General features: G+C 73.3%; 13 protein-coding genes, 1 other RNA gene and 1 pseudogene. 6 read left to right on the top strand and 9 right to left on the bottom strand.

Going from position 1 to position 18,502, the window contains the following annotated elements:
• Nucleotides 1–19: 19 nt before the first annotated feature.
• Together ACZ4EF_RS05525 and ACZ4EF_RS05520 are read left to right on the top strand one after the other, a co-directional pair.
• Nucleotides 20–1,225 carry an MFS transporter gene (locus ACZ4EF_RS05525; protein ID WP_467502891.1) on the top strand — a complete coding sequence of 402 codons (1,206 nt, stop codon included), beginning with the start codon at nucleotides 20–22 and terminating at the stop codon, nucleotides 1,223–1,225.
• A 492-nt stretch (nucleotides 1,226–1,717) separates the two neighbouring features.
• The gene (locus ACZ4EF_RS05520; protein WP_467502889.1) at nucleotides 1,718–2,884 is read left to right on the top strand and encodes a beta-ketoacyl-[acyl-carrier-protein] synthase family protein; all 1,167 of its coding nucleotides are present in this window, start codon (nucleotides 1,718–1,720) and stop codon (nucleotides 2,882–2,884) included.
• Nucleotides 2,885–3,121: 237 nt separating this feature from the next.
• Here the strand turns inward: ACZ4EF_RS05520 and ACZ4EF_RS05515 are convergent, their stop codons facing one another.
• Entirely contained in the window at nucleotides 3,122–5,278 is a 2,157-nt protein-coding gene (locus tag ACZ4EF_RS05515; protein ID WP_467502887.1) for an ATP-binding SpoIIE family protein phosphatase, read from the bottom strand.
• Between the two features lie 284 nt (nucleotides 5,279–5,562).
• Nucleotides 5,563–5,968: RNase P RNA component class A (rnpB, locus tag ACZ4EF_RS05510), an RNA gene on the bottom strand.
• A gap of 254 nt (nucleotides 5,969–6,222) precedes the next feature.
• On the opposite strand from rnpB, the gene yaaA reads away from it, so the two are divergent.
• Nucleotides 6,223–7,008 (top strand): peroxide stress protein YaaA, encoded by a 786-nt coding sequence (yaaA, locus tag ACZ4EF_RS05505; protein WP_355345317.1) that lies wholly within the window; start codon nucleotides 6,223–6,225, stop codon nucleotides 7,006–7,008.
• A gap of 93 nt (nucleotides 7,009–7,101) precedes the next feature.
• A complete protein-coding gene (eda, locus tag ACZ4EF_RS05500) occupies nucleotides 7,102–7,719 on the top strand; it encodes a bifunctional 4-hydroxy-2-oxoglutarate aldolase/2-dehydro-3-deoxy-phosphogluconate aldolase (protein WP_467502885.1) in 618 nt (205 codons plus the stop codon).
• Between the two features lie 76 nt (nucleotides 7,720–7,795).
• Here the strand turns inward: eda and ACZ4EF_RS05495 are convergent.
• The 3 genes and pseudogenes from ACZ4EF_RS05495 to ACZ4EF_RS05485 all read right to left on the bottom strand — a co-directional run.
• A pseudogene (locus ACZ4EF_RS05495) lies at nucleotides 7,796–8,515 on the bottom strand (histidine phosphatase family protein); the annotation flags it as partial.
• Between the two features lie 32 nt (nucleotides 8,516–8,547).
• A complete protein-coding gene (locus ACZ4EF_RS05490) occupies nucleotides 8,548–9,291 on the bottom strand; it encodes a zinc ribbon domain-containing protein (protein WP_467503070.1) in 744 nt (247 codons plus the stop codon).
• Nucleotides 9,288–10,211 (bottom strand): Nif3-like dinuclear metal center hexameric protein, encoded by a 924-nt coding sequence (locus tag ACZ4EF_RS05485; RefSeq protein WP_467502884.1) that lies wholly within the window; start codon nucleotides 10,209–10,211, stop codon nucleotides 9,288–9,290. The genes ACZ4EF_RS05490 and ACZ4EF_RS05485 overlap by 4 nt, the downstream gene beginning before the upstream one ends.
• Nucleotides 10,212–10,570: 359 nt before the next feature.
• Here ACZ4EF_RS05485 and ACZ4EF_RS05480 point away from each other — a divergent pair, with 359 nt between their 5' ends.
• Entirely contained in the window at nucleotides 10,571–11,923 is a 1,353-nt protein-coding gene (locus tag ACZ4EF_RS05480) for a hypothetical protein (RefSeq protein ID WP_467503068.1), read from the top strand.
• A gap of 844 nt (nucleotides 11,924–12,767) precedes the next feature.
• On the opposite strand, the gene ACZ4EF_RS05475 is transcribed toward ACZ4EF_RS05480, so the two are convergent.
• Nucleotides 12,768–13,421 carry a TetR/AcrR family transcriptional regulator gene (locus ACZ4EF_RS05475; RefSeq protein ID WP_355345326.1) on the bottom strand — a complete coding sequence of 218 codons (654 nt, stop codon included), beginning with the start codon at nucleotides 13,419–13,421 and terminating at the stop codon, nucleotides 12,768–12,770.
• A gap of 157 nt (nucleotides 13,422–13,578) precedes the next feature.
• Here ACZ4EF_RS05475 and ACZ4EF_RS05470 point away from each other — a divergent pair, with 157 nt between their 5' ends.
• On the top strand, nucleotides 13,579–15,048 hold the full coding sequence (locus ACZ4EF_RS05470; RefSeq protein ID WP_401304176.1) for an MFS transporter: 1,470 nt from the start codon (nucleotides 13,579–13,581) through the stop codon (nucleotides 15,046–15,048).
• A 368-nt stretch (nucleotides 15,049–15,416) separates the two neighbouring features.
• Here the strand turns inward: ACZ4EF_RS05470 and ACZ4EF_RS05465 are convergent, their stop codons facing one another.
• The 3 genes from ACZ4EF_RS05465 to ACZ4EF_RS05455 all read right to left on the bottom strand — a co-directional run bounded on the left by ACZ4EF_RS05465 (nucleotide 15,417) and on the right by ACZ4EF_RS05455 (nucleotide 18,451).
• Complete coding sequence (locus ACZ4EF_RS05465) at nucleotides 15,417–16,355, bottom strand: 3-oxoacyl-ACP reductase (protein WP_401304179.1); 939 nt, start codon at nucleotides 16,353–16,355, stop codon at nucleotides 15,417–15,419.
• Between the two features lie 14 nt (nucleotides 16,356–16,369).
• Nucleotides 16,370–17,455, bottom strand: a complete 1,086-nt coding sequence (locus ACZ4EF_RS05460) for a Zn-dependent alcohol dehydrogenase (RefSeq protein ID WP_355345335.1) — start codon at nucleotides 17,453–17,455, stop codon at nucleotides 16,370–16,372.
• Between the two features lie 120 nt (nucleotides 17,456–17,575).
• Nucleotides 17,576–18,451, bottom strand: a complete 876-nt coding sequence (locus tag ACZ4EF_RS05455) for a MaoC/PaaZ C-terminal domain-containing protein (protein ID WP_401304183.1) — start codon at nucleotides 18,449–18,451, stop codon at nucleotides 17,576–17,578.
• Between the last annotated feature and the right edge of the window lie 51 nt (nucleotides 18,452–18,502).

Below are 18,502 nucleotides of genomic sequence, written 5' to 3'. Positions count from 1 at the left end.
ATATCACCGCCTGAAGACCATGGGTGACGTGCCGAAAAACACCTCGATCACGCTGCTGTCCTTCGGGCATGCCTGCGTCGACATCTACCAGGGCGCCGTCGCGGCCCTCGTCCCCTACTTCGTCGCCGAACGCGCCTACAGCTACGCCGCCGCCTCCGGCATCGTGCTCGCCGCGTCCGTCCTGTCCTCCGTGGCCCAGCCGCTGTTCGGCCTGCTCACCGACCGGTGGGCGATGCCGTGGCTGCTGCCGGTGAGCACCGTCCTCGGCGGTGCGGGCATCGCGCTCAGCGGCGTCAGCGGCTCGTACGCGCTCACGCTCGTCTTCGTCGCGGTCTCCGGCGTCGGCGTGGCCGCGTACCACCCGGAGTCCGCGCGCGTCGCCCGCCTCGCGAGCGGGGGCAGCCACAGCGCGATGGGGTGGTTCTCGGTGGGCGGCAACATCGGCTTCGCGCTGGCCCCGCTCATGGTCGCCGCCGTCGTCGCGACGGGCGGCCTGCGCCTCACCCCGCTGCTGGTGCTGCCCGCGCTCGTCGGCAGCGTGCTGTGCCTGCCGGTGCTGCGCGAGCTGGAACGGCGGCGCTCCACCGGGACCTCGGCCGCCGTCGCCGCCGGGCGCGACGACAGGGCGTCCTTCGTGAAGCTCTCCGTGGCCGTGGTCTTCCGCTCGATCGTCTTCATCGGCCTGAGCACCTTCATCTCGCTGTACGCCAAGCAGCGCATGGGCGGCAGTGAAGTGGCGGGCACCGCCGCGCTGTTCGTCCTCTACATCGGCGGCGCGATCGGCTCCGTCCTCGGCGGCTCGCTGGCCGGCCGCTACGACCGCGTCACCGTCACCCGCTGGTCGTATCTGGTCTCGATCCCGTCCGTCGCGGGCGTCGTCCTCGTCCCGGGACCGGCCCTCTACCTCTTCGTCGCCCTCACCTCGATCGGCCTCTACGTCCCCTTCTCCCTCCAGGTCACCCTCGGCCAGGACTACCTCCCCACCCGTGTCGGCACCGCCAGCGGCATCACGCTCGGGCTCACCGTCAGCATCGGCGGCCTCGCCACCCCCGTCATCGGCGCGGTCGCCGACGCCACCTCGCTGCGTACCGCTCTCGCCCCGCTCATCGTCATGCCCGCCCTGAGCTGGCTGCTGTTCCGGTCCCTCCCCGAGCCCACCGCGCCCCGTTCGTCCCCCGCCGCCGCGCCGGAGGACGCGGCCACCGACCCCGCCCTCGCGGGCTAATCCGCGACACGTCGACCGGGCCGCCTCCCGCGCCCCCGGGCCACGGCCCACCAGACTGTCCCCATGTCATCCCCCCGCCGCCGCTGCCCCCAGTGCGGCCGAGAGATCGCCGTCGTGGGGGGGGGGGGGGGGGGGGGGGGGGGGGGGCCCCCCCCCCCCCCCCACGACCCACCCCCCGGCCCCCGCACCGCCACCCTCGTCTCCTGCCCCGGCTCCAAATCCCCCGCCGCCCCCACCGCCGCCCAACGCACCCTGGACGGCTACACCATCCCCGACTTTCCCGGCCAACTCCCCTTGTTCTAGACATATCCCCGCACCCACGGAAACGGCCGGTCCGCACGGGCCGCTGAATCCGGTCGAGTTGACCGGTCAGATCGGCGAATTCCTCGACATAGAGGTCGAAACGGTCAATGTGGAATCCGGACTTCCGTTTCGGGGAGAGGGACAATACGGTGATACGGCGCCGTCCGGGCGCCGGGAAGGGGGTGCGGGATGAGCGGGTACATGTGGCCTCCCGCCGTGGTGCCGGGGCCGTACACCATCACTACCGAGGAGATCCTCGCCGAGGTCAACGGCCGTCACCCGGGGGCGAGTTGGCTGAAGCGCGCGGACGGGATGGCCAAGAACACCGGGATCGGGGAGCGGCGGTGGATGCAGCCCCTGGAGGCGATCACGGCGCCGAGCCGCAGCGGCTTCCCCGGGCCCGCGGCCTCAGCGGCGGGCGGGACGGGTGAGACCGGCACGCCGGCCGAGGCGGGCCCGCCGGTGCCGCAGACCGTCGAGGAGCGCACCGCGTCGGTGTGGGGGACGGTCCAGGACTGCGCGGAGCGGGCGGCCCGCCAGGCGCTGGAGACCGCGGGAGTCACCCCTGACCAGGTGGATTACGTGGTCACCAGCAACTCGACCACCCCCGCCCTGCCGGGCCTGGACATCGCCTTGTTCAACCGGCTCGGGCTGCGCGAGGACGTGCTGCTGCTGCCGTTCTCGCAGTGGGCCTGCATCGCCGGTACCCGGTCGCTGGCCGCCGCTTCGAAACTGCTGGCCGCCGACCCCGGCGCGACGGTGCTGATCGTCATCGCGGAGGCGCTGAGCACCACCTACCAGCCCGACGACACCGGCATCGACTCGCTGCTGATGCGGCTGCTGTTCGCCGACACCGCGGTCGCCGCCGTCGTCCGCGGCCGGCCGGACCAGGGCGCGTTCCTGCGGCTGGACGCCGCGTGGCACCGCACGGTGCCCGGCACCGCCGACATCCACCGGCTGCACACCCGCGCCGACGGGGTGCACTACGAGATGGACCGCTCGGGGCCCAAGTGGGTGCAGTCGACGCTCCCGCCGATGTGGGAGTGGGTGCGCGGCCGTCACACCGACCCGGACTGGCACCCGGACCTGCTGGTGGCCCACCCGGGCGGCACCCGCGTCCTGGAACTCATCCAGGAGAGCGTCCCGAGCTCCTGGCCCGACGTCCCGGGGCCCTGGCCCGACCACCTGCTGGACCACTCCTGGAGCAGCATCGTCACCGGCAACCGTGGCGGCGCCGCCGTATTCGACGTCCTCGACCGCGCCCTCAGCGCGGGCGTACCCGCCGGAGCCCGGACCGTGCTGTACGGAGCGGCGCCGGGACTGACGGCCACCGCGATGGACGGAGTGTGGCTCTAGCCCGCCGTCCGGGACGCGCGGATCACAGGGCCGGTCCGGGCCCAACTGCCCGCCGCCGACGGTCAGTCCGGGTGACACCTACTCGCCGCCAGCGTTCAGTCCGGGGCGCAGCTGCCCGCCGCCAGCGTTCAGCCCGGGGCACAGCTGCCCGCCGCCAGCGTTCAGCCCGGGGCACAGCTGCCCGCCGCCGACCGTCAGTGCGGATCACGCCCACCCGCCGCCGACAGTCGGCCCTGGTCACAACTGCCCGCCGGTGACGGCCAGTTGTGCCCACACCGTGCGCTCCCCCGCGGTCTCCCCGAGCCGCGTCCCCCACGCGGCACTCGTGTGCTGGACGACGAGGAGCCCGCGTCCGCTGGTCTCGGACACCGCGGGGCGGGCGGCCCGCGGCCTGCCGTGCGAGGGGCCGGTGACCTCGCAGATCAGACGGTCGGACAGGTGCAGCAGCCGGAGGGTCACCGGGTCGCCGGTGCCGAACCGCAGGGCGTTGGTGACGAGTTCGGACACCACCAGGGCGCTGCGGCCGTGGGGGTCGGCGATGCCCCACTCGGCGGTGCGGGCGCCGGTCCACGCCCGTGCGCGGGCGACCGCCGTGAGATCGCCCGCGGGCAGGCGGAGTGCGGGCATGTCGGCCGCGGGCAGGCCGTCCATGCGCGCCAGGAGCAGCGTGAGGTCGTCGTGCTGCGGCGGCGGCCCGGTGACGTGGTCGACGACCGGGCCGACGACGGCGCTCAGGTCGCCGGTCGCGTAGTGCCAGGACAGTGCCTCCAGCAGGGCGGTCATCCCGTCGTCGAGGTCGCGGCCCGGGTGCTCCACGAGGCCGTCGGTGTAGAGCCCGATCAGGGCGCCCGGCTCGGCGGTGACCTCCAGGGCCTCGTACGGTTCCTCGCGGGCCGTGCCCAGCGGCGGGTGCAGCGGCGGGGCGAGCAGTTCCGCGGCCCCGTCCGGGTGGACCAGCACCGGCGGCAGGTGCCCGGCGCTGACCACGGTGAGCCGCCGGGCGGCCGGGTCGTACACGGCGTAGCAGCAGGTCGTGCCCAGCGCCGCCGCCGCGGCGCCCAGTTCGCCGTCGGTCTCGGCGGTCGCGTGCAGGCTCCCCACGAGGGTGTCCAGGTGGGTCATCACCTCGACCGGCGGGTGGTCGGCGGCGGCCAGGGTCTGGGCGGCCTGGCGCAGTGTGCCCATGACGGCGGCGGCTGCCAGGCCGTGTCCGACGGCGTCGCCGATCACCAGCGCGATCCGGCCGCCCGACAGGCCGATGACGTCCATCCAGTCGCCGCCGAGGCCGGCGCTGTCGGGTGCGGCGGGCCGGTAGGCGCCCGCGGTGTGCATCGCCCGGCTCGGCGAGTGCGGCGGGCGCAGCCTGCGCTGGAGCGCCAGGACCTGCCGGTGCTCCCGCTGATGACGGCGCCCGTGCTCCAGATTCATCGCGGCGCGGAAGGCCAGTTCCTGGACGGCGAGCTGGTCGTCGCCGTCGAAGGCCCCGCGGGGGTTGTCCTCACGCCGCCAGACCGCGACCGTGCCGAGTACGCGCTGCCGCCGGTCGGCGTCGGGGACGGTCAGCGGCGCGAAGGCCACCGCGAGCGGGCCGTGGTCCGGCACCAGGGCCCGTATCAGGTCCGGGTCGTCGCCCAGGGCCCGCTCGATGGCGGCGCGGTCGGGCAGCACGGTGACGCCGGGGTGACCGGTGGTGTCGGAGGCGGGGTGGGCGGGCAGGTCCGGCAGGCGCTCGCCCAGGCGGAGGAAGCCGCGCGGCCACGGCCGGTTCCCCGCGCGGGCGTACGCGGCGCGGCACCGCGGCTCGGTCCGATCGGGCAGGTCCCCGCTCCACAGGCACTGCGCCAGCGACACCGTGACGGCGTCACCCCAGGGCAGCAGCCCTTCGGCGAGCTGGCGCGCCGTCGTTTCGATCTCCAGGGAGGTGCCCAGGGTCGAGGAGGCGGCGAAGACGTCGAGCTGGGCGCTGACGTCGATCAGGCTGATCACCACCCGGCCCGGAGCCGCCGGGAGGACCGAAAGCGACACCACCGCGGGCGTTCCGTCCGGCCGGATCATGCGCTGGACCCGCGCCAGCAGCGGGCGGCCGGTGGCCAGTACCCGCTCCACCCGGGCGGCGATCGCCGCCGCGTCCTCGGTCGGGAAGAGGTCGGTCGCCCGCGCGCCCGATCCGTCGACCACCCCGTCGAGCCAGGTCCCGGCCAGATCGGCCTCCAGCACGGTCAGCCGCTCGTCGACGACGATGATGCCGAGCGTGTCGTCCGACCCCGCCCCCGACGGCGCGCTCAGCGCACTGGGCGGCTGCTGCGGAATCATCTCCGTCAGCACGGCACCGACCCGGCCGCCCGCACCGGACGCACCCTCGGAAGAAGCGTGGCTGGAGTTGGGGCTGGTCATCACGGCAAAGTCCGATCATCCGCCAACGGTTGATTTCAGACATTACGGACAATTAGCCAATAAAAACATAAAGAGCAGGTAAAGCGACTCTTTGTTCACCATGACTCACACGGTGTACGGGCCGCGCGATCAGCCCCTCCCGGTGGACCCGCACGCCCCCACCTGCGGTCCAGGACCGCGTCCCGGCAAGAGCCCTCGCGGCACCCAGGAGCGCATCAACGATGCACGACGCGGCTCACCCGACCGTGCTCGCGCCCCGGGCGAGCCCAAGGGGGCGGTGGCGGCAGACGAGTCGAGCTGTACGCCGGGTTCTGTCGCCGGGCGGCCTCGCGGCCGGCCGGGAGACGGCCATCCATCTAGGGCCGGCGTTGCCACCGGCCTCGTGCGGTCTACCCGCGGACTCGGGCGGGCAGCCCTCGAACGTCCGCGCGGGTGCCGTATCGCTACGACGCCCTCTTGACCTTGCTCCGGGTGGGGTTTACCTAGCCGTCCAGGTCACCCTGGACGCTGGTGGTCTCTTACACCACCGTTTCACCCTTACCGGGGACCGAGATCCCCGGCGGTCTGTTTTCTGTGGCACTGTCCCGCGGGTCACCCCGGGTGGCCGTTAGCCACCACCCTGCCCTGTGGAGCCCGGACGTTCCTCGGGAAGCCCCCGAAAGGGCTCCACGCGGCCGTCCGCTCGGCTCGTCTGCCGTGTGGACCATGGTAGTGGCTGCGCGGGGGCGAAGAGCACCGCGGGGTCGGCGGCGAGCGTACGGCCGCCCGCCGGGGCAGTCCGGCCGGGCGCGGCCGGACAGGTCCCGTGGGCGGCCCGCCCAGGTCCTACTCTGGTGCGGGCCCCCCGACCAGGCGCGGGCGGCCCGAGCGCGAGCCGTACGACCCCGCGCACCGTACGACCGCCTGGACCGTACGAACCGCAAGAACCGTATGAAGGAGATGCCGTGCTCGTCCTGTTGCCGCCGTCCGAGGGGAAGGCCACCGGAGGGACGGGGGCCGCGGTCGCGCTGGACTCGCTGTCGCTGCCGGGGCTGAACGAGGCGCGGGCGACGGTCCTCGACGAGCTGGTGGAGCTGTGCTCGGGCGACGAGGAGAAGGCGGCGGAGGTGCTGGGGCTCAGCCCCGGCCTGCGCGGCGAGGTCGCCAAGAACGCGGCGCTGCGGACGGCGCCCGCGATGCCCGCGGCGGAGCTGTACACCGGAGTGCTGTACGACGCGCTGGGCCTGGCGACGCTCGGACGGGCGGCGCGCCGCCGCGCCGAGGAGTCGCTGCTGGTGTTCTCCGGGCTGTGGGGCGCGGTACGGCTCGGCGACCGCATCCCCTCCTACCGCTGCTCGATGGGCGTGAAGCTGCCCGGCGTCGGCGGCCTGGCGGCGTACTGGCGGCGGCAGATGGCCGATGTCCTGCCGGCCGAGGCGGGCGACGGCCTGGTGCTCGACCTGCGCTCGTCGTCGTACGCGGGCGCCTGGAAGCCGGCCGGGGAGGTCGCCGGGCGTACGGCGACGGTCCGCGTGCTCCAGGTGACGGTGGTCGGCGGGGTCGAGAAGCGGACGGTCGTCAGCCACTTCAACAAGGCCACCAAGGGCCGTCTGGTCCGCGCCCTGCTGGAGTCCGGCGCCCGGCCGAAGGACCCCAAGGGCCTCGCGCGAACGCTGCGGAAGCTGGGTTTCACGGTGGAGGAGCAGCCGGGTACGGGTCGGCTCGACGTCCTGGTGCGCGAGATCCACTGAGGCGCGCGGCGCGACGGTACGGAGCAAGACCCTCGTTGCACCGTGCGCAACGGCCGTTGCGCACGCTGGCGCCCGCCAGGCAGGATGACGGGCATGACTTCCGTGCTCGGCCTCGCCTCCGTCATCCCCGTGGTCGTCCTGGAGGACGCGGCGGACGCCGTACCGCTGGCGCGGGCGCTGGTCGCGGGCGGGCTGCCCGCGATCGAGATCACGCTGCGGACGCCCGCCGCCCTGGACGCGATCCGGGCCGTCGCGGACGGCGTCCCCGGCGCGGTGGTCGGCGCGGGCACGGTGCTGACGCCCGAGCTGACGGACGCGGCCGTGGGCGCGGGGGCCCGTTTCCTGGTCAGCCCCGGCTGGACGGACCGCCTCCTCGACGCGATGCGCGGCGCGGGCGTGCCGTTCCTGCCGGGCGTCTCGACCGCCTCGGAAGCGCTCGGGCTGCTCGAACGCGGCGTCACCGACATGAAGTTCTTCCCCGCCGAGGCGGCGGGCGGCGTCGCGTACCTCCGCTCCCTGGCCTCACCGCTCCCCCGGGCCCGCTTCTGTCCGACGGGCGGCATCGACGCGGCCCGCGCGCCCGAGTACCTGGCGCTGCCGAACGTGGGGTGCGTCGGCGGTACGTGGATGGTGCCGGGCGACGCGGTGCGGTCCCGGCGGTGGGATCTCGTGGAGAGCCTGGCGCGCGAGGCGGCGGCGCTGCGGGGCTGACGCCCTCAACAGCCGTAGGGAGAAGGCCCGTACGGGAAAGGCCCGCACGGAGAAGGCCCGTACGGGAAAGGCCCGTTCACCGCAGGTGGGCCGTCTCGTTCAGCGACCGCAGCGACGCGTTGCCGTCCGCGTAGTACGCCACCTCCGAGAGCGACGCCGGGGCGAGGTACATGCGGAAGAGCGCTTCGGGCGGCGCGTCCAGGGCGAGGCGCGCGAGCGTCTTGATCGGGGTGACGTGGCTGACGAGCAGTACGGTACGGCCGCGGTGGGCGGTCAGCAGCGCGTCGCGGGCCGCGGCGACGCGGGCGGCGACGTCGGTGAAGCTCTCGCCGCCGGGCGGCGGGACGTCGGGTGAGCCGAGCCAGGCGGTGAGTTCGGCGGGCTGCCGGTCCCGTACCTCGGCGAAGGTGAGGCCGTCCCAGGCCCCGAAGTCCGTTTCGCGCAGGCCCTCTTCGAGGTGGACGTCCAGGCCGAGGCGGTCGGCGGCGATCCGGGCGGTCTCCCGGCAGCGGGCGAGCGGCGAGCTGACGACGGCCTCGATGCCGTGGCCTTCGCTCAGTCGCCCCTCGGCGCGCACCAACTCCTCGGCGCGCACCGGTCCTTCGGCACGCACCGACTCCTCGGCGCGCACCGGCCCTTCGGCGCGTACGGCCAGCGCCGCCGCGGCCCGTTCGGCCTGGCGCCGCCCGGCGGCCGACAGCGACGGATCGCTTCCGCCGCTCCCGGAGAACCGCTTCTCCCCCGTCAGCGCGGTCTCACCGTGCCGCAGCAGGACGAAGGTGGTGGGCGCCGCCATGCCGGGCGCCGCACCCTCGTGAACCAACGCCACTACAGGCCGGACTCGGCCGTACGCACCAGGATCCGGCGGCAGTTCTCGCACCGTACGACGGTGTTGGCGGGCGCGGCCCTGACCTCGTTCAGCTCGGTGATGTTGAGTTCGAGGCGGCAGCCCTCGCAGCGCTTCTGGTAGAGCCGCGCCGCGCCGACGCCGCCCTGCTGCCCGCGGAGCTTGTCGTACAGCTTGATCAGGTCGTCGGGCACGGTCCCGGCGATGACCTCGCGCTCCTTGGCCGCCGTGAAGCCCTCCGCGTCGATGCTCTCGATGGCGGCGGACTTGCGGGACTCGGCCTCGGCGACCTTGGCCTGGACGGACTCGACGCGCGCGGCCAGTTCGGTGGCGCGCTCCTGGGCGCCCTCGCGGCGCTCCATGACGTCCAGCACGACGTCCTCCAGGTCGCCCTGCCGCTTGGCGAGCGAGGTGATCTCGCGCTGGAGGTTCTCCAGGTCCTTCGGCGAGGTGACCGCGCCGGAGTCCAGACGCTGCTGGTCGCGGGCGGAGCGCTGGCGTACCTGGTCGACGTCCTGCTCGGCCTTGGTCTGCTCGCGCGCGGTGTCGCTCTCCTCGGTCTGCGCGGCGACCAGCAGGTCACGGAGCTGCGCGAGGTCGGCGCCGAGCCGCTCCAGCTCGGCGTGCTCGGGCAGGGTCTTGCGCTTGTGGTCGAGTTGCGCGATACGCGAATCGAGGGCCTGGACTTCGAGAAGTCGGATCTGGTCGGCGGGCTCGGCGTTCAGCGGGGGGCTCCTGTGCGGCTGGAAGGGCGGGAAGTGGATTGCGGGAGTTCCCGGCCGCCCCGGAATTCCGGGGTGTCCGAGCGCTCCGGGGCGACGGCGTGCGCTGTCCACGGGTCGGTGACCGCGTACGAGACATGGGTGCGCAGCGCCCAGCCGCGCCGGTCGGAGATCTCGTCGAGCTGCGCGGCGGCCTGCTCGCACCACGGCCACTCGGTGGCCCAGTGCGCGGCGTCGACCAGCGCGGGCGGGCCGGACTCGCGCGCCTCGGAGACCGGGTGGTGGCGCAGGTCGGCGGTGACGTACGCGTCGACGCCCGCCGCGCGGACCTCGGCGAAGAGGCTGTCGCCCGAGCCGCCGCAGACCGCGACCGTACGGACCGTGGCCTGCGGGTCGCCGGCGATCCGCAGCCCGGTGGCGGTACGCGGCAGCCCTCGCGCCGCCCGCTGCGCGAATTCGGCCAGCGTCAGGGGTGCGGCGGTCTCGCCGATCCGGCCGAGGCCGCGGCGGCCCGCGGGGTCGGTGGGGTCGGGTACGAGCGGGCCGGTGATCCGCAGGCCGAGGGCGGCGGCCAGGGCGTCCGAGACGCCGGGGTCGGCGCGGTCGGCGTTGGTGTGCGCGACGTGCAGCGCGACCCCGTTCCTGATCAGGTCGTGGACGGCGCGGCCCTTGAAACCGGCCGGGCCGGTCGGCGCCACCGTCGTCGTACCGCGCAGATAGAGCGGGTGGTGCGTGACCAGCAGGTCCGCGCCGATCCGTACCGCCTCGTCGACGACTTCCCGCACCGGGTCGACGGCGAACAGCACGCGTCCGACCTCGGCCTCGGGCTCGCCGCAGACCAGGCCGACGGCGTCCCACGCCTCGGCCAGCTCCGGGGGCCAGAGGGCGTCGAGCGCGGCGATGACGTCGGACAGTGTGGGCACGGTAGGAAGGTTACCTGGCCGCCCGTGTCCGCCGGATGCCGTACGCCGTGACCGCGGGTGCCGGGGGGTGCCACAACGGGTGCGCGGGCCGGTCCGTCACCCGTGCGGCACCCGTTCGGCACCCGTTCGGCACCCGTGAGTCAAGGGCGCGCGGGGCGCATCCAAGGTCCGCGGGGAGCGCGACCGCTCGCCGGGCGGAGCACATCTGCCCCTTCGCGCGGAGCAGAACGGGAAAACCCGCACTCTTACGTGTGAACCGCACCGAGTCGCGTTGATCGTCCGGAAAAATGAAAACTACGGTCCTGTGCCGGAGGTGGGTGAGTCATATGAGCGCCAGTACAGATGCCAGTGCCCGTGCCATGGAGATCCCCCCGGCCGTCCGCGTACTGCGCCGGTCGGGCTTCACGATCGCCGCGGACGGGTCGTACGCGGCCTGCCTCGCCGAGGCTCGCGTACCCGCGCCGGAGGGGGACGGGGACGGGGACGAGTACGGCGGGGGCGGCGTCAGCGGCTGGTTCCCCGAGCGGTGGACGCTCGGGCCCGAGCCGTACGCGGTGCCGCTGCCCGGCGCCCAGCCGGAGGAGGCCGGGACGCAGGTCGTACCGCTGCCCGACGGGCGCGTCCTGATCCGGCGGCGGGTCGCCGACCGCCACGACCTGGCGCTGCTGTATCCGGCGGGGGCCGGTACCGGGGAGGTGCCGATCGGGTCGCTCGGCGGGGATGCAGTAACGCTTCTTCCCCCGTGCCCCTTGGGTGGGGCGGCTTTCGCGCTCGTGTACGAGGGGGGTTCCGGCGAGAGGGGCTCCGCTGGTGGGGGCTCTGGCGAGGGGGGGTCCGCCGATGGGGGTTCCGGCGAGGGGGACTCTGCTGAGGGGGACGGGGTCACGACCGTCTGGCAGGTGTACGGCGCCGGGAAGGACGGGCCCGTCGCCGTCATGCGCGTGCCCGGCCGCTGCACCGGCGGCGTCTGGCTCGACCGTACGGGGCGGCTGCTCGCCGTCGACCGTACGCTCGCCGGCCGCACCAAGGCCGTCGCCGTCGACCTGCGACTCGGCGAGGCCAGCCCGCTCCTCCAGATCACCGAGGACAGCGACGACCGGCTCGTCCTCGCGGAACCCGACAGCGGGCTGCTGCTCCTGCGCAGCGACGCCACCGGGGAGGCGCGGCTCGGCTGGGGCGTCCTCGGCAGCCGTCGGCCGGTACGTTTCCCCGACGCGCTCCAGGTGCCGGGCATCCTGCTCACGCCGGTCGCCGCGCAACCGGGGCAGATCCTGATGCCCGAGGCGGCGGTGGTCGCGCTCCGCGCGGAGGCGCCGGGCGGGGCGGAGTCACTGGCGCTGTGGCGGCCGGGTGAGCGGCGGCTGCACTGGCGGGCGTCCCCTCCGGGGTGGCTGGGGGCGACGGGGTACTGGGGGGCCGACGATTTGCTGCGGCTGCCGTGTTCGGTGCCGGAGTGGCCTTGCGGGGTGGCGCCGTACGAGGCGCCACGGGTGCGGCCTGCGGCCGGGGCTTCGGGGTCTCGGCGTGGGCGGGGTGCGGTGCCCGCCGCTCTGCCCGGGCCTGGTTCTTCCGCCGGCCTCGGCTCTTCCGGTGGCCTCGGTTCTTCCGCCGGCCTCGGCTCTTCCGGTGCGGCTCTGCCCGCGCCGACGCGGCTGCCCTGGCGGGTGCTGCCGCTTCAGCAGGCGCCGCTGGCTGCCGCCAAGGCGGGGTGACCCCCATGACCGTGACGTCGACCCCGCCAGTAGACTCACCCGAAGCCGCGCATCCGGGCACTCCGCGTGACCACCGCGGGGCGGCTTCGCCGCAGTCCGGGTCGAGTTTGTTCGCGCGCTTTCGGCGTAGGCCGGTTCGTTGTTCCACGGGGATTTCGGGGAGATTCAAGAAGATGACGTCCGACGCGCGTTCCTCTCACGACCACGGGGGGTCCGGGGACAGCTCGGGGCGCCACCGGGGGCCTGCTTCTTCCTCTGAGGAGGGGGAGGCTCAGCCTCAGGGGAAGCATCGGCGTCCTTCGGACGATTAGCGGGTTTTTCTTTCCCGCCCGCCCACCCCTGCGGGTGTTTTCTTCGTCTGCGGGTGCCGCTTGTGCCTGGTCGGTGCCGGTCCGGGGTACCTCCTCGAAATCCGTCTCACCTGGTCCTGGGGATTCGGTGCCGTTCCTGTTGACGTATTTCTGCGGGGGCACCCCGGCCCGTCCCCTTCCGGTACGTCGGCGTCCGCCTGTCCGGTGGGGGTTACCGGGAGGGGGGTGGGTGGGCTGGGGTACGGGGGCGGCCGACGGTCCGCTGCGGCGCCGGGGCGGGGGTGGGTGGGCTCCGGTACGGGGGCGTCTGGCGGTCCGCTGTGCTGCCGGGACGGGGGTGGGTGGGCTCCGGTACGTCGGCGGCCTGCTGTCCGGTGGGGGTGCCGGGAGGGGGTGGGCTCCGCTCCGCCTGTCCGCCGTCGGCCCGCCCGCGTAGGCGGGAGAGGGGCTCCGGTACGTCGGCGGTCGGCGGCCGGGGGTGGGGGGCCGCAGGCTTATGGGAGCCGTCCTCGATGCTCGGGGGCGGGGCCGACTCAGGCTTTGGCTTTGGCTTGGAGGCGGAGGCCGGTCAGGGTGAGGTCTAGGGCGGCGCGGAATTGGTCGATGTCGTCGTGGCCGTCGAATTCGTCGACGATTTCGTGGACGAAGGGGAAGTCGGCGGGGTCGAGTTCGCGCCAGGTCTTGGCGAAGCGGCCGAGGAATTCGTCGCGGTTGACGGCGCCGTTGAGGACTTCCGGCGGAGGTTCCTGGCCGAGGTCGACGGCGGAGCCGACGACGACGCCGACGATCGCGGAGACGGCGTGGAAGCGCTGCCGGGCCGTGAGGTCGAGGCGGAGGGTCTGTTCGCCGAGCTTCTCGTAGACGAGCAGGGAGTTGGCCTGCACGTCGGTGTTGCGCATGAAGTAGGCGCCAAGCCAGGGCCGGCGGACGATCGCGTCGAAGAGGCGCAGGGCCATGGCGCGAAGGTCGTCGATCGGGTCGTCGCTCCGCGGAAGGGCCTCGACGTCGGCGAGGATCGCGCCCATCGCGTGGTCGGTGGCGCGGTCGAGTAGTTCGTCCTTGCTCTCGACGTACCAGTAGATGCTGGCGACGCCGCCGCCGAGGCGCTGCGCGAGGGCGCGGAAGGTCAGGCCGGGCGCCCCGGCCTCGTCCAGGAGGGCCACGGCCTCCGTGAGGACGGACTCCATCGAGTGAGAAGCCCGTCGGCGTCCCTGGGTCGAGCGGTCTTGCAGGCGTGCCATGGCTCACATCCCCATCGCGATCTTGCGTCGTATCGAACGTTGTTCTATCGTAGCGGATCGTACGTTGTTCGATAACCGAATGACGTTCGATTGGAGGACTGCCATGACCACTCCCACGCTTGAGAAAACGTCACATACCTACCCGTCCCTGAGCGCGGCGTGGATTCCGCTGGCCGCCCTCTGCCTGGCCTTCTTCGTCGAGATGGTCGACAACACGCTGCTGTCGATCGCGCTGCCGACGATCGGCCGCGACCTCGGCAGCGGGACGACCGCGCTTCAGTGGGTCACCGGGGCGTACTCGTTGACCTTCGGCGGCCTGCTGCTCACGGCGGGGTCGATGGCCGACCGGCTCGGGCGCCGCCGGGTGCTGCTGGTCGGACTCGCCGTGTTCGGCTCGCTGAGCCTGTGCGTCGTCCTCGTCACCACGGCGGGCCAACTCATCGCCCTGCGGGCCGCGCTCGGCGTCGCCGCCGCGGCGATGGCGCCGATCACGAACTCACTGGTCTTCCGGCTGTTCGACGACAAGGCCCTGCGCATGCGCGCGATGACGGTGATGATCGTCGTCGGCATGTCCGGCTTCGTCCTCGGACCGCTGCTCGGCGGCACCGCGCTGGCGCATGTGCGCTGGGAATGGCTGCTGGTCGTCAACGCCCCCATCGCCGTCATCGCGTGCGTCGGCGTCCGGCTCGGCGTCCCGGCCGACCGGCCGGAGGACCTGACCCACGACAAGCTCGACCTGCCGGGCGCCGTCCTGAGCGTCGCCGCCATCGGGCTCGCCTGCTACTCCCTGACCAGCGGCGTCGAGCACGGCTGGCTCTCCGCGATCACCCTCGCGTCGATCGCGGGCGCCGTCGTGGCCGCGATCGCCTTCGTCCGCCACGAGCGCGGCACCCCGGCGCCCATGCTGGACCTCAGCCTCTTCTCCAACGGCACCGTCCGCGGCGCCGCCATCGCCCAGATCGGCACGTCCATCGCGATGGCCAGCGTGATGTTCGGGCTGATCCTCCACTTCCAGTACGCCTACGGCTGGAGCCCGGTACGCGCCGGACTCGCCAACCTGCCGATCATCGTGACCATGCTCGCCGCGACCCCCTTGTCCGAATGGCTCGCCCGCCGGTTCGGCCACCGCATCGCCTGCCTCGTCGGCGCTGCCTGCCTGGCCGGCGCCCTCGCCGGTCTCTCCTGGGGCGTCGACCACGGCTACGCCGCCATCGCCGTCTGCATGGTGATCATGACCATCGGATTGCGCACCGTCATGACGATCTGCGCCGTCGCCCTCGTCGACGCCATGCCCAGCAACCGCACCTCCATCGGCGCCGCCCTCAACGACACCGCCCAAGAAGTCGGCTCCAGCGTCGGCACCGCCATGGTCGGCACCCTCATCGCCGCCCTCGTCACCACCCAACTCCCGCCCGGCACCTGGAGCAGCGACCTCGTCGCCTCCTTCTTCCACGGCGAACGCGTCACCTACGCCCTCCTCTCCCTCCTCGTCGGCCTCATCGCCGCCGGCGGCGCCCTCACCCTCACCAACTCCCACACCCTCGAAGACCCCCCCACCGATTCGCCCGCCTGACCCCCCAGCCCCCTACCGACAGCGACCAGCAGCAACCAGCACCACAGCGGCCCGTCGAACGCCGACGCACCCGAGCCGACCCCCCACCCACCCCCGCCCCGGCACCGCAGCGGACCGACGGCCGCCCCCGCACCTCAGCCCACCCACCCCCCTCCCGGCACCCCCACCGGACAGGCGGACGCCGACGTACCGGAAGGGGACGGGCCGGGGTGCCCCCGCAGAAATACGTCAACAGGAACGGCACCGAATCCCCAGGACCAGGTGAGACGGATTTCGAGGAGGTACCCCGGACCGGCACCGACCAGGCACAAGCGGCACCCGCAGACGAAGAAAACACCCGCACGGGTGGGCGGGCGGGCAAAGAAAAACTACGAGCGACGCAGCCCCAACACCTCAACGGCAGCGAAAGAGCCCCGCTCACCCCCTTCGAAATACGGCGTCAACACCCCATCAAGCTCCCCATACGAAAACACCGACTTCGCCGTCTCGAACCGCGCCGCCACCACCGGCCGTTGCAGAACGGCCACCATCCCCCCGTGCACAACGAAAACCTGCCCGGACACCCCGGCGGCAGCGGGCCCGGCAAGGTACCCGACCAGCGGAGCGACATGCTCGGGGGCCAGCGGATCGAGCCCCCCGGGCTCGGCAGAGCCGAACACATCAAGAGTCATCCGCGTCCGCGCCCGCGGACAAATGGCGTTGGCGGTGACCCCGTACCGCCGAAGCGCCTCCGCCGTGGACGTCGTGAGCCCGACGATGCCCCCCTTGGCGGCGGCGTAATTCGGCTGTCCGGCCGACCCGGCGAGAAACGCCTCGGACGCGGTGTTGACGATGCGCCCGAAGACCGGAGCCCCGGAGGACTTGGCGCGCGAGCGCCAATGCGCGGCGGCGAACCGAATGGTGTTGAAGTGGCCTTTGAGGTGCACCCGGATGACGGAGTCCCACTCGTCCTCGGTCATGGAGAAGACCATGCGGTCGCGGAGAATCCCGGCGTTGTTGACGAGGATGTCGAGCTGCCCGTTGTGCTCGACGGCCAACTGGACGAGTTCCGACGCCTGTTCGTGGTCGGCGACATCGCCGTGGTGGGCGACGGCGCTGCCGCCGGCGGCGGCGATCTCGGCGACGACCTCCTGCGCCGGGGTGGCGGAGGAGGCGCCGGAGCCGTCACGGCCGGGCTGGCCGAAGTCGTTGACGACGACGTGCGCCCCGAGCCGGGCGAGTTCGAGCGCTTCGGCGCGCCCGAGTCCGCGCCCGGCCCCGGTGACGACGGCGGTCCGCCCGGCGAGCGGGAGTTCACCGTTCGGCATTGGCTGATCCCCCATCAGATCGTGATGCTCGTACGCAGCGCGACGCCCGTCCGCATCTGGTCGATCGCCTCGTTGATGTCCTCAAGTCGCACGCGGTGCGTGATCAGCCCTTCGAGGTCGATGCGCCCGGCGCGCCAGAGCCGGATGACGCGGTCGTAGGAGCGCAGGACGTCGCCGCCGCCGTAGAGGGACGGCAGGATGCGCTTCTCGTCGAAGAACAGCTCGAACATGTTGATCTGGAGGTTGTCGTCCATGGCGCCCGCGCCGACGATGCACAGGGTGCCGCCGCGCCGGGTGGCGTCGTACGCGGCGCGCGCCGTCGCGGACTTGCCGACCACCTCGAAGACGTAGTCGAAGCCCTCGCCCGCGGTGAGCCGGTTCTTGGCGTCGGCGAGGCCGTCGGGGTCGACGGACTCGGTGGCGCCGAAGCGGACGGCGGCCTCGCGGCGGGACTCGACCGGGTCGACGGCGACGATCTCGGCGGCGCCCGAGGCCCGCGCGCCCTGGATGACGCTGATCCCGACGCCGCCGCAACCGATCACGGCGACCGACGAACCCGCCTCCACCTGGGCGGTGTTGAGGGCGGCGCCGATACCGGTGGTGACCCCGCAGCCGATCAGCGCGGCGATCTCGTACGGCACGTCGTCGGGGATCGGCACCGCGCACCTGGCGTCGACCACGACCTCCTCGGCGAAGGTGCCGGTCCCGGCGAAACCGAAGACGTCGGGTGAAGCGGCGCCGGGGCGACGGTAGTTGGCGGTGCCCGCGTTGAGGAATCCGGCGATGCACAGCTCGGTCTGGCCGCGCTTGCAGGACGCGCACTCGCCGCACGCGGGCAGCCAGCAGACCAGGACGCGGTCGCCCGCCGTGACGGACGTGACGCCCTCGCCGACCTCGGCGACCTCGCCCGCGCCCTCGTGGCCCGGCACGAAGGGCGCGGGCTGCGGCAGGACGCCGCTCATCGCGGACAGGTCGGAGTGGCACAGTCCGGTGGCCTTGACGCGGATACGTACCTTGCCGGGCCCGAAGCCCGCGGTCTCGATGTCGTCGACGACTTCGAGCTTGTCCTGGCCGGTCTCCTGCTGGATGGCTGCGCGCACGGTACGGCTCCCCTCGGATGGTGCGAAGACGGTGGTCGCTACGGAGGCCCGGCCGACGACCGGGCCGAAAGCTGCTGAGCCGAGAGCCGCCGGGCGCGCGGCCCGGTGTGCCCCACGGGCTCAGGTGTGCTCGATGACGGTGTCCGCCAGGACCGGCGCCTCGTCCCGCTCCACGGCCGACACCGCGGCCACGATCCGGCCGGAACCCGCGCCGCCGCCGTCCCCGTCCGCCCACATCCGTACCCGCAGCGTCTCGCCGGGGTAGACGACGCCCGCGAAGCGCGTCGCGTACGAACGGATCCGGGCGACGTCGCCGCCGAGCAGCGTGTCGGTGACGGCCTTGAGCGTGGCGCCGTACGAGCACAGTCCGTGCAGGATCGGGCGGTCGAATCCGGCGGTGGCGGCGAATTCGGGGTCGGCGTGCAGCGGGTTCCAGTCGCCCGACAGCCGGTAGAGCAGCGCCTGGTCCTCGCGGACGGGTACGTCAACGGCCTTGTCGGGGGCGCGGGTTGGCGGTTCCGGGCGGCGGGAGGGACCGCGTTCGCCGCCGAAGCCGCCTTCGCCGCGGACGAAGATCTCGTTGTCGGAGGACCACAACGGGCCGTCGTCGTCGGCCACTTCGGAGCGCAGCACGATGACGGCGGCCTTGCCCTTGTCGTATACGGCGGCGACCGATCCGGTCCGTACGGCACGGCCGCTCACCGGCAACGGCCGGTGGAGTACGAGGCGTTGGCCGCCGTGCAGGACGGCGGCGAGGTCCACGTCGATGCCGGGGCCGATCGAGCCGTCCACCGAACCGGGCCCGCCGCCCGCGACGGTGGCGAAACTCGGCAGGACGTGCAGCCGGCTCTCCAGCGTGTAGCGCAGTTCGTCCGCGTCGGTGGCCGGGCGCCCGGCGCCGATCCCCAGGTGGTAGAGGAGAACGTCCTTGTGGTTCCAGGCGATTTCGGTGCGGCGCGGCTCGGCCGCGAGGGCCTTGGCGACGTCGATGGGCATGGTCCCTCCGGGGCACTTCCGGTGGCGGCTACTTCCGGTGACGGGTACTTC

It is taken from the genome of Streptomyces sp. NPDC025721 (genome assembly GCF_055558595.1).
The sequence above is the reverse complement of the archived record's forward strand: the minus strand, read 5'-3'. Positions and strand labels throughout refer to the sequence as shown.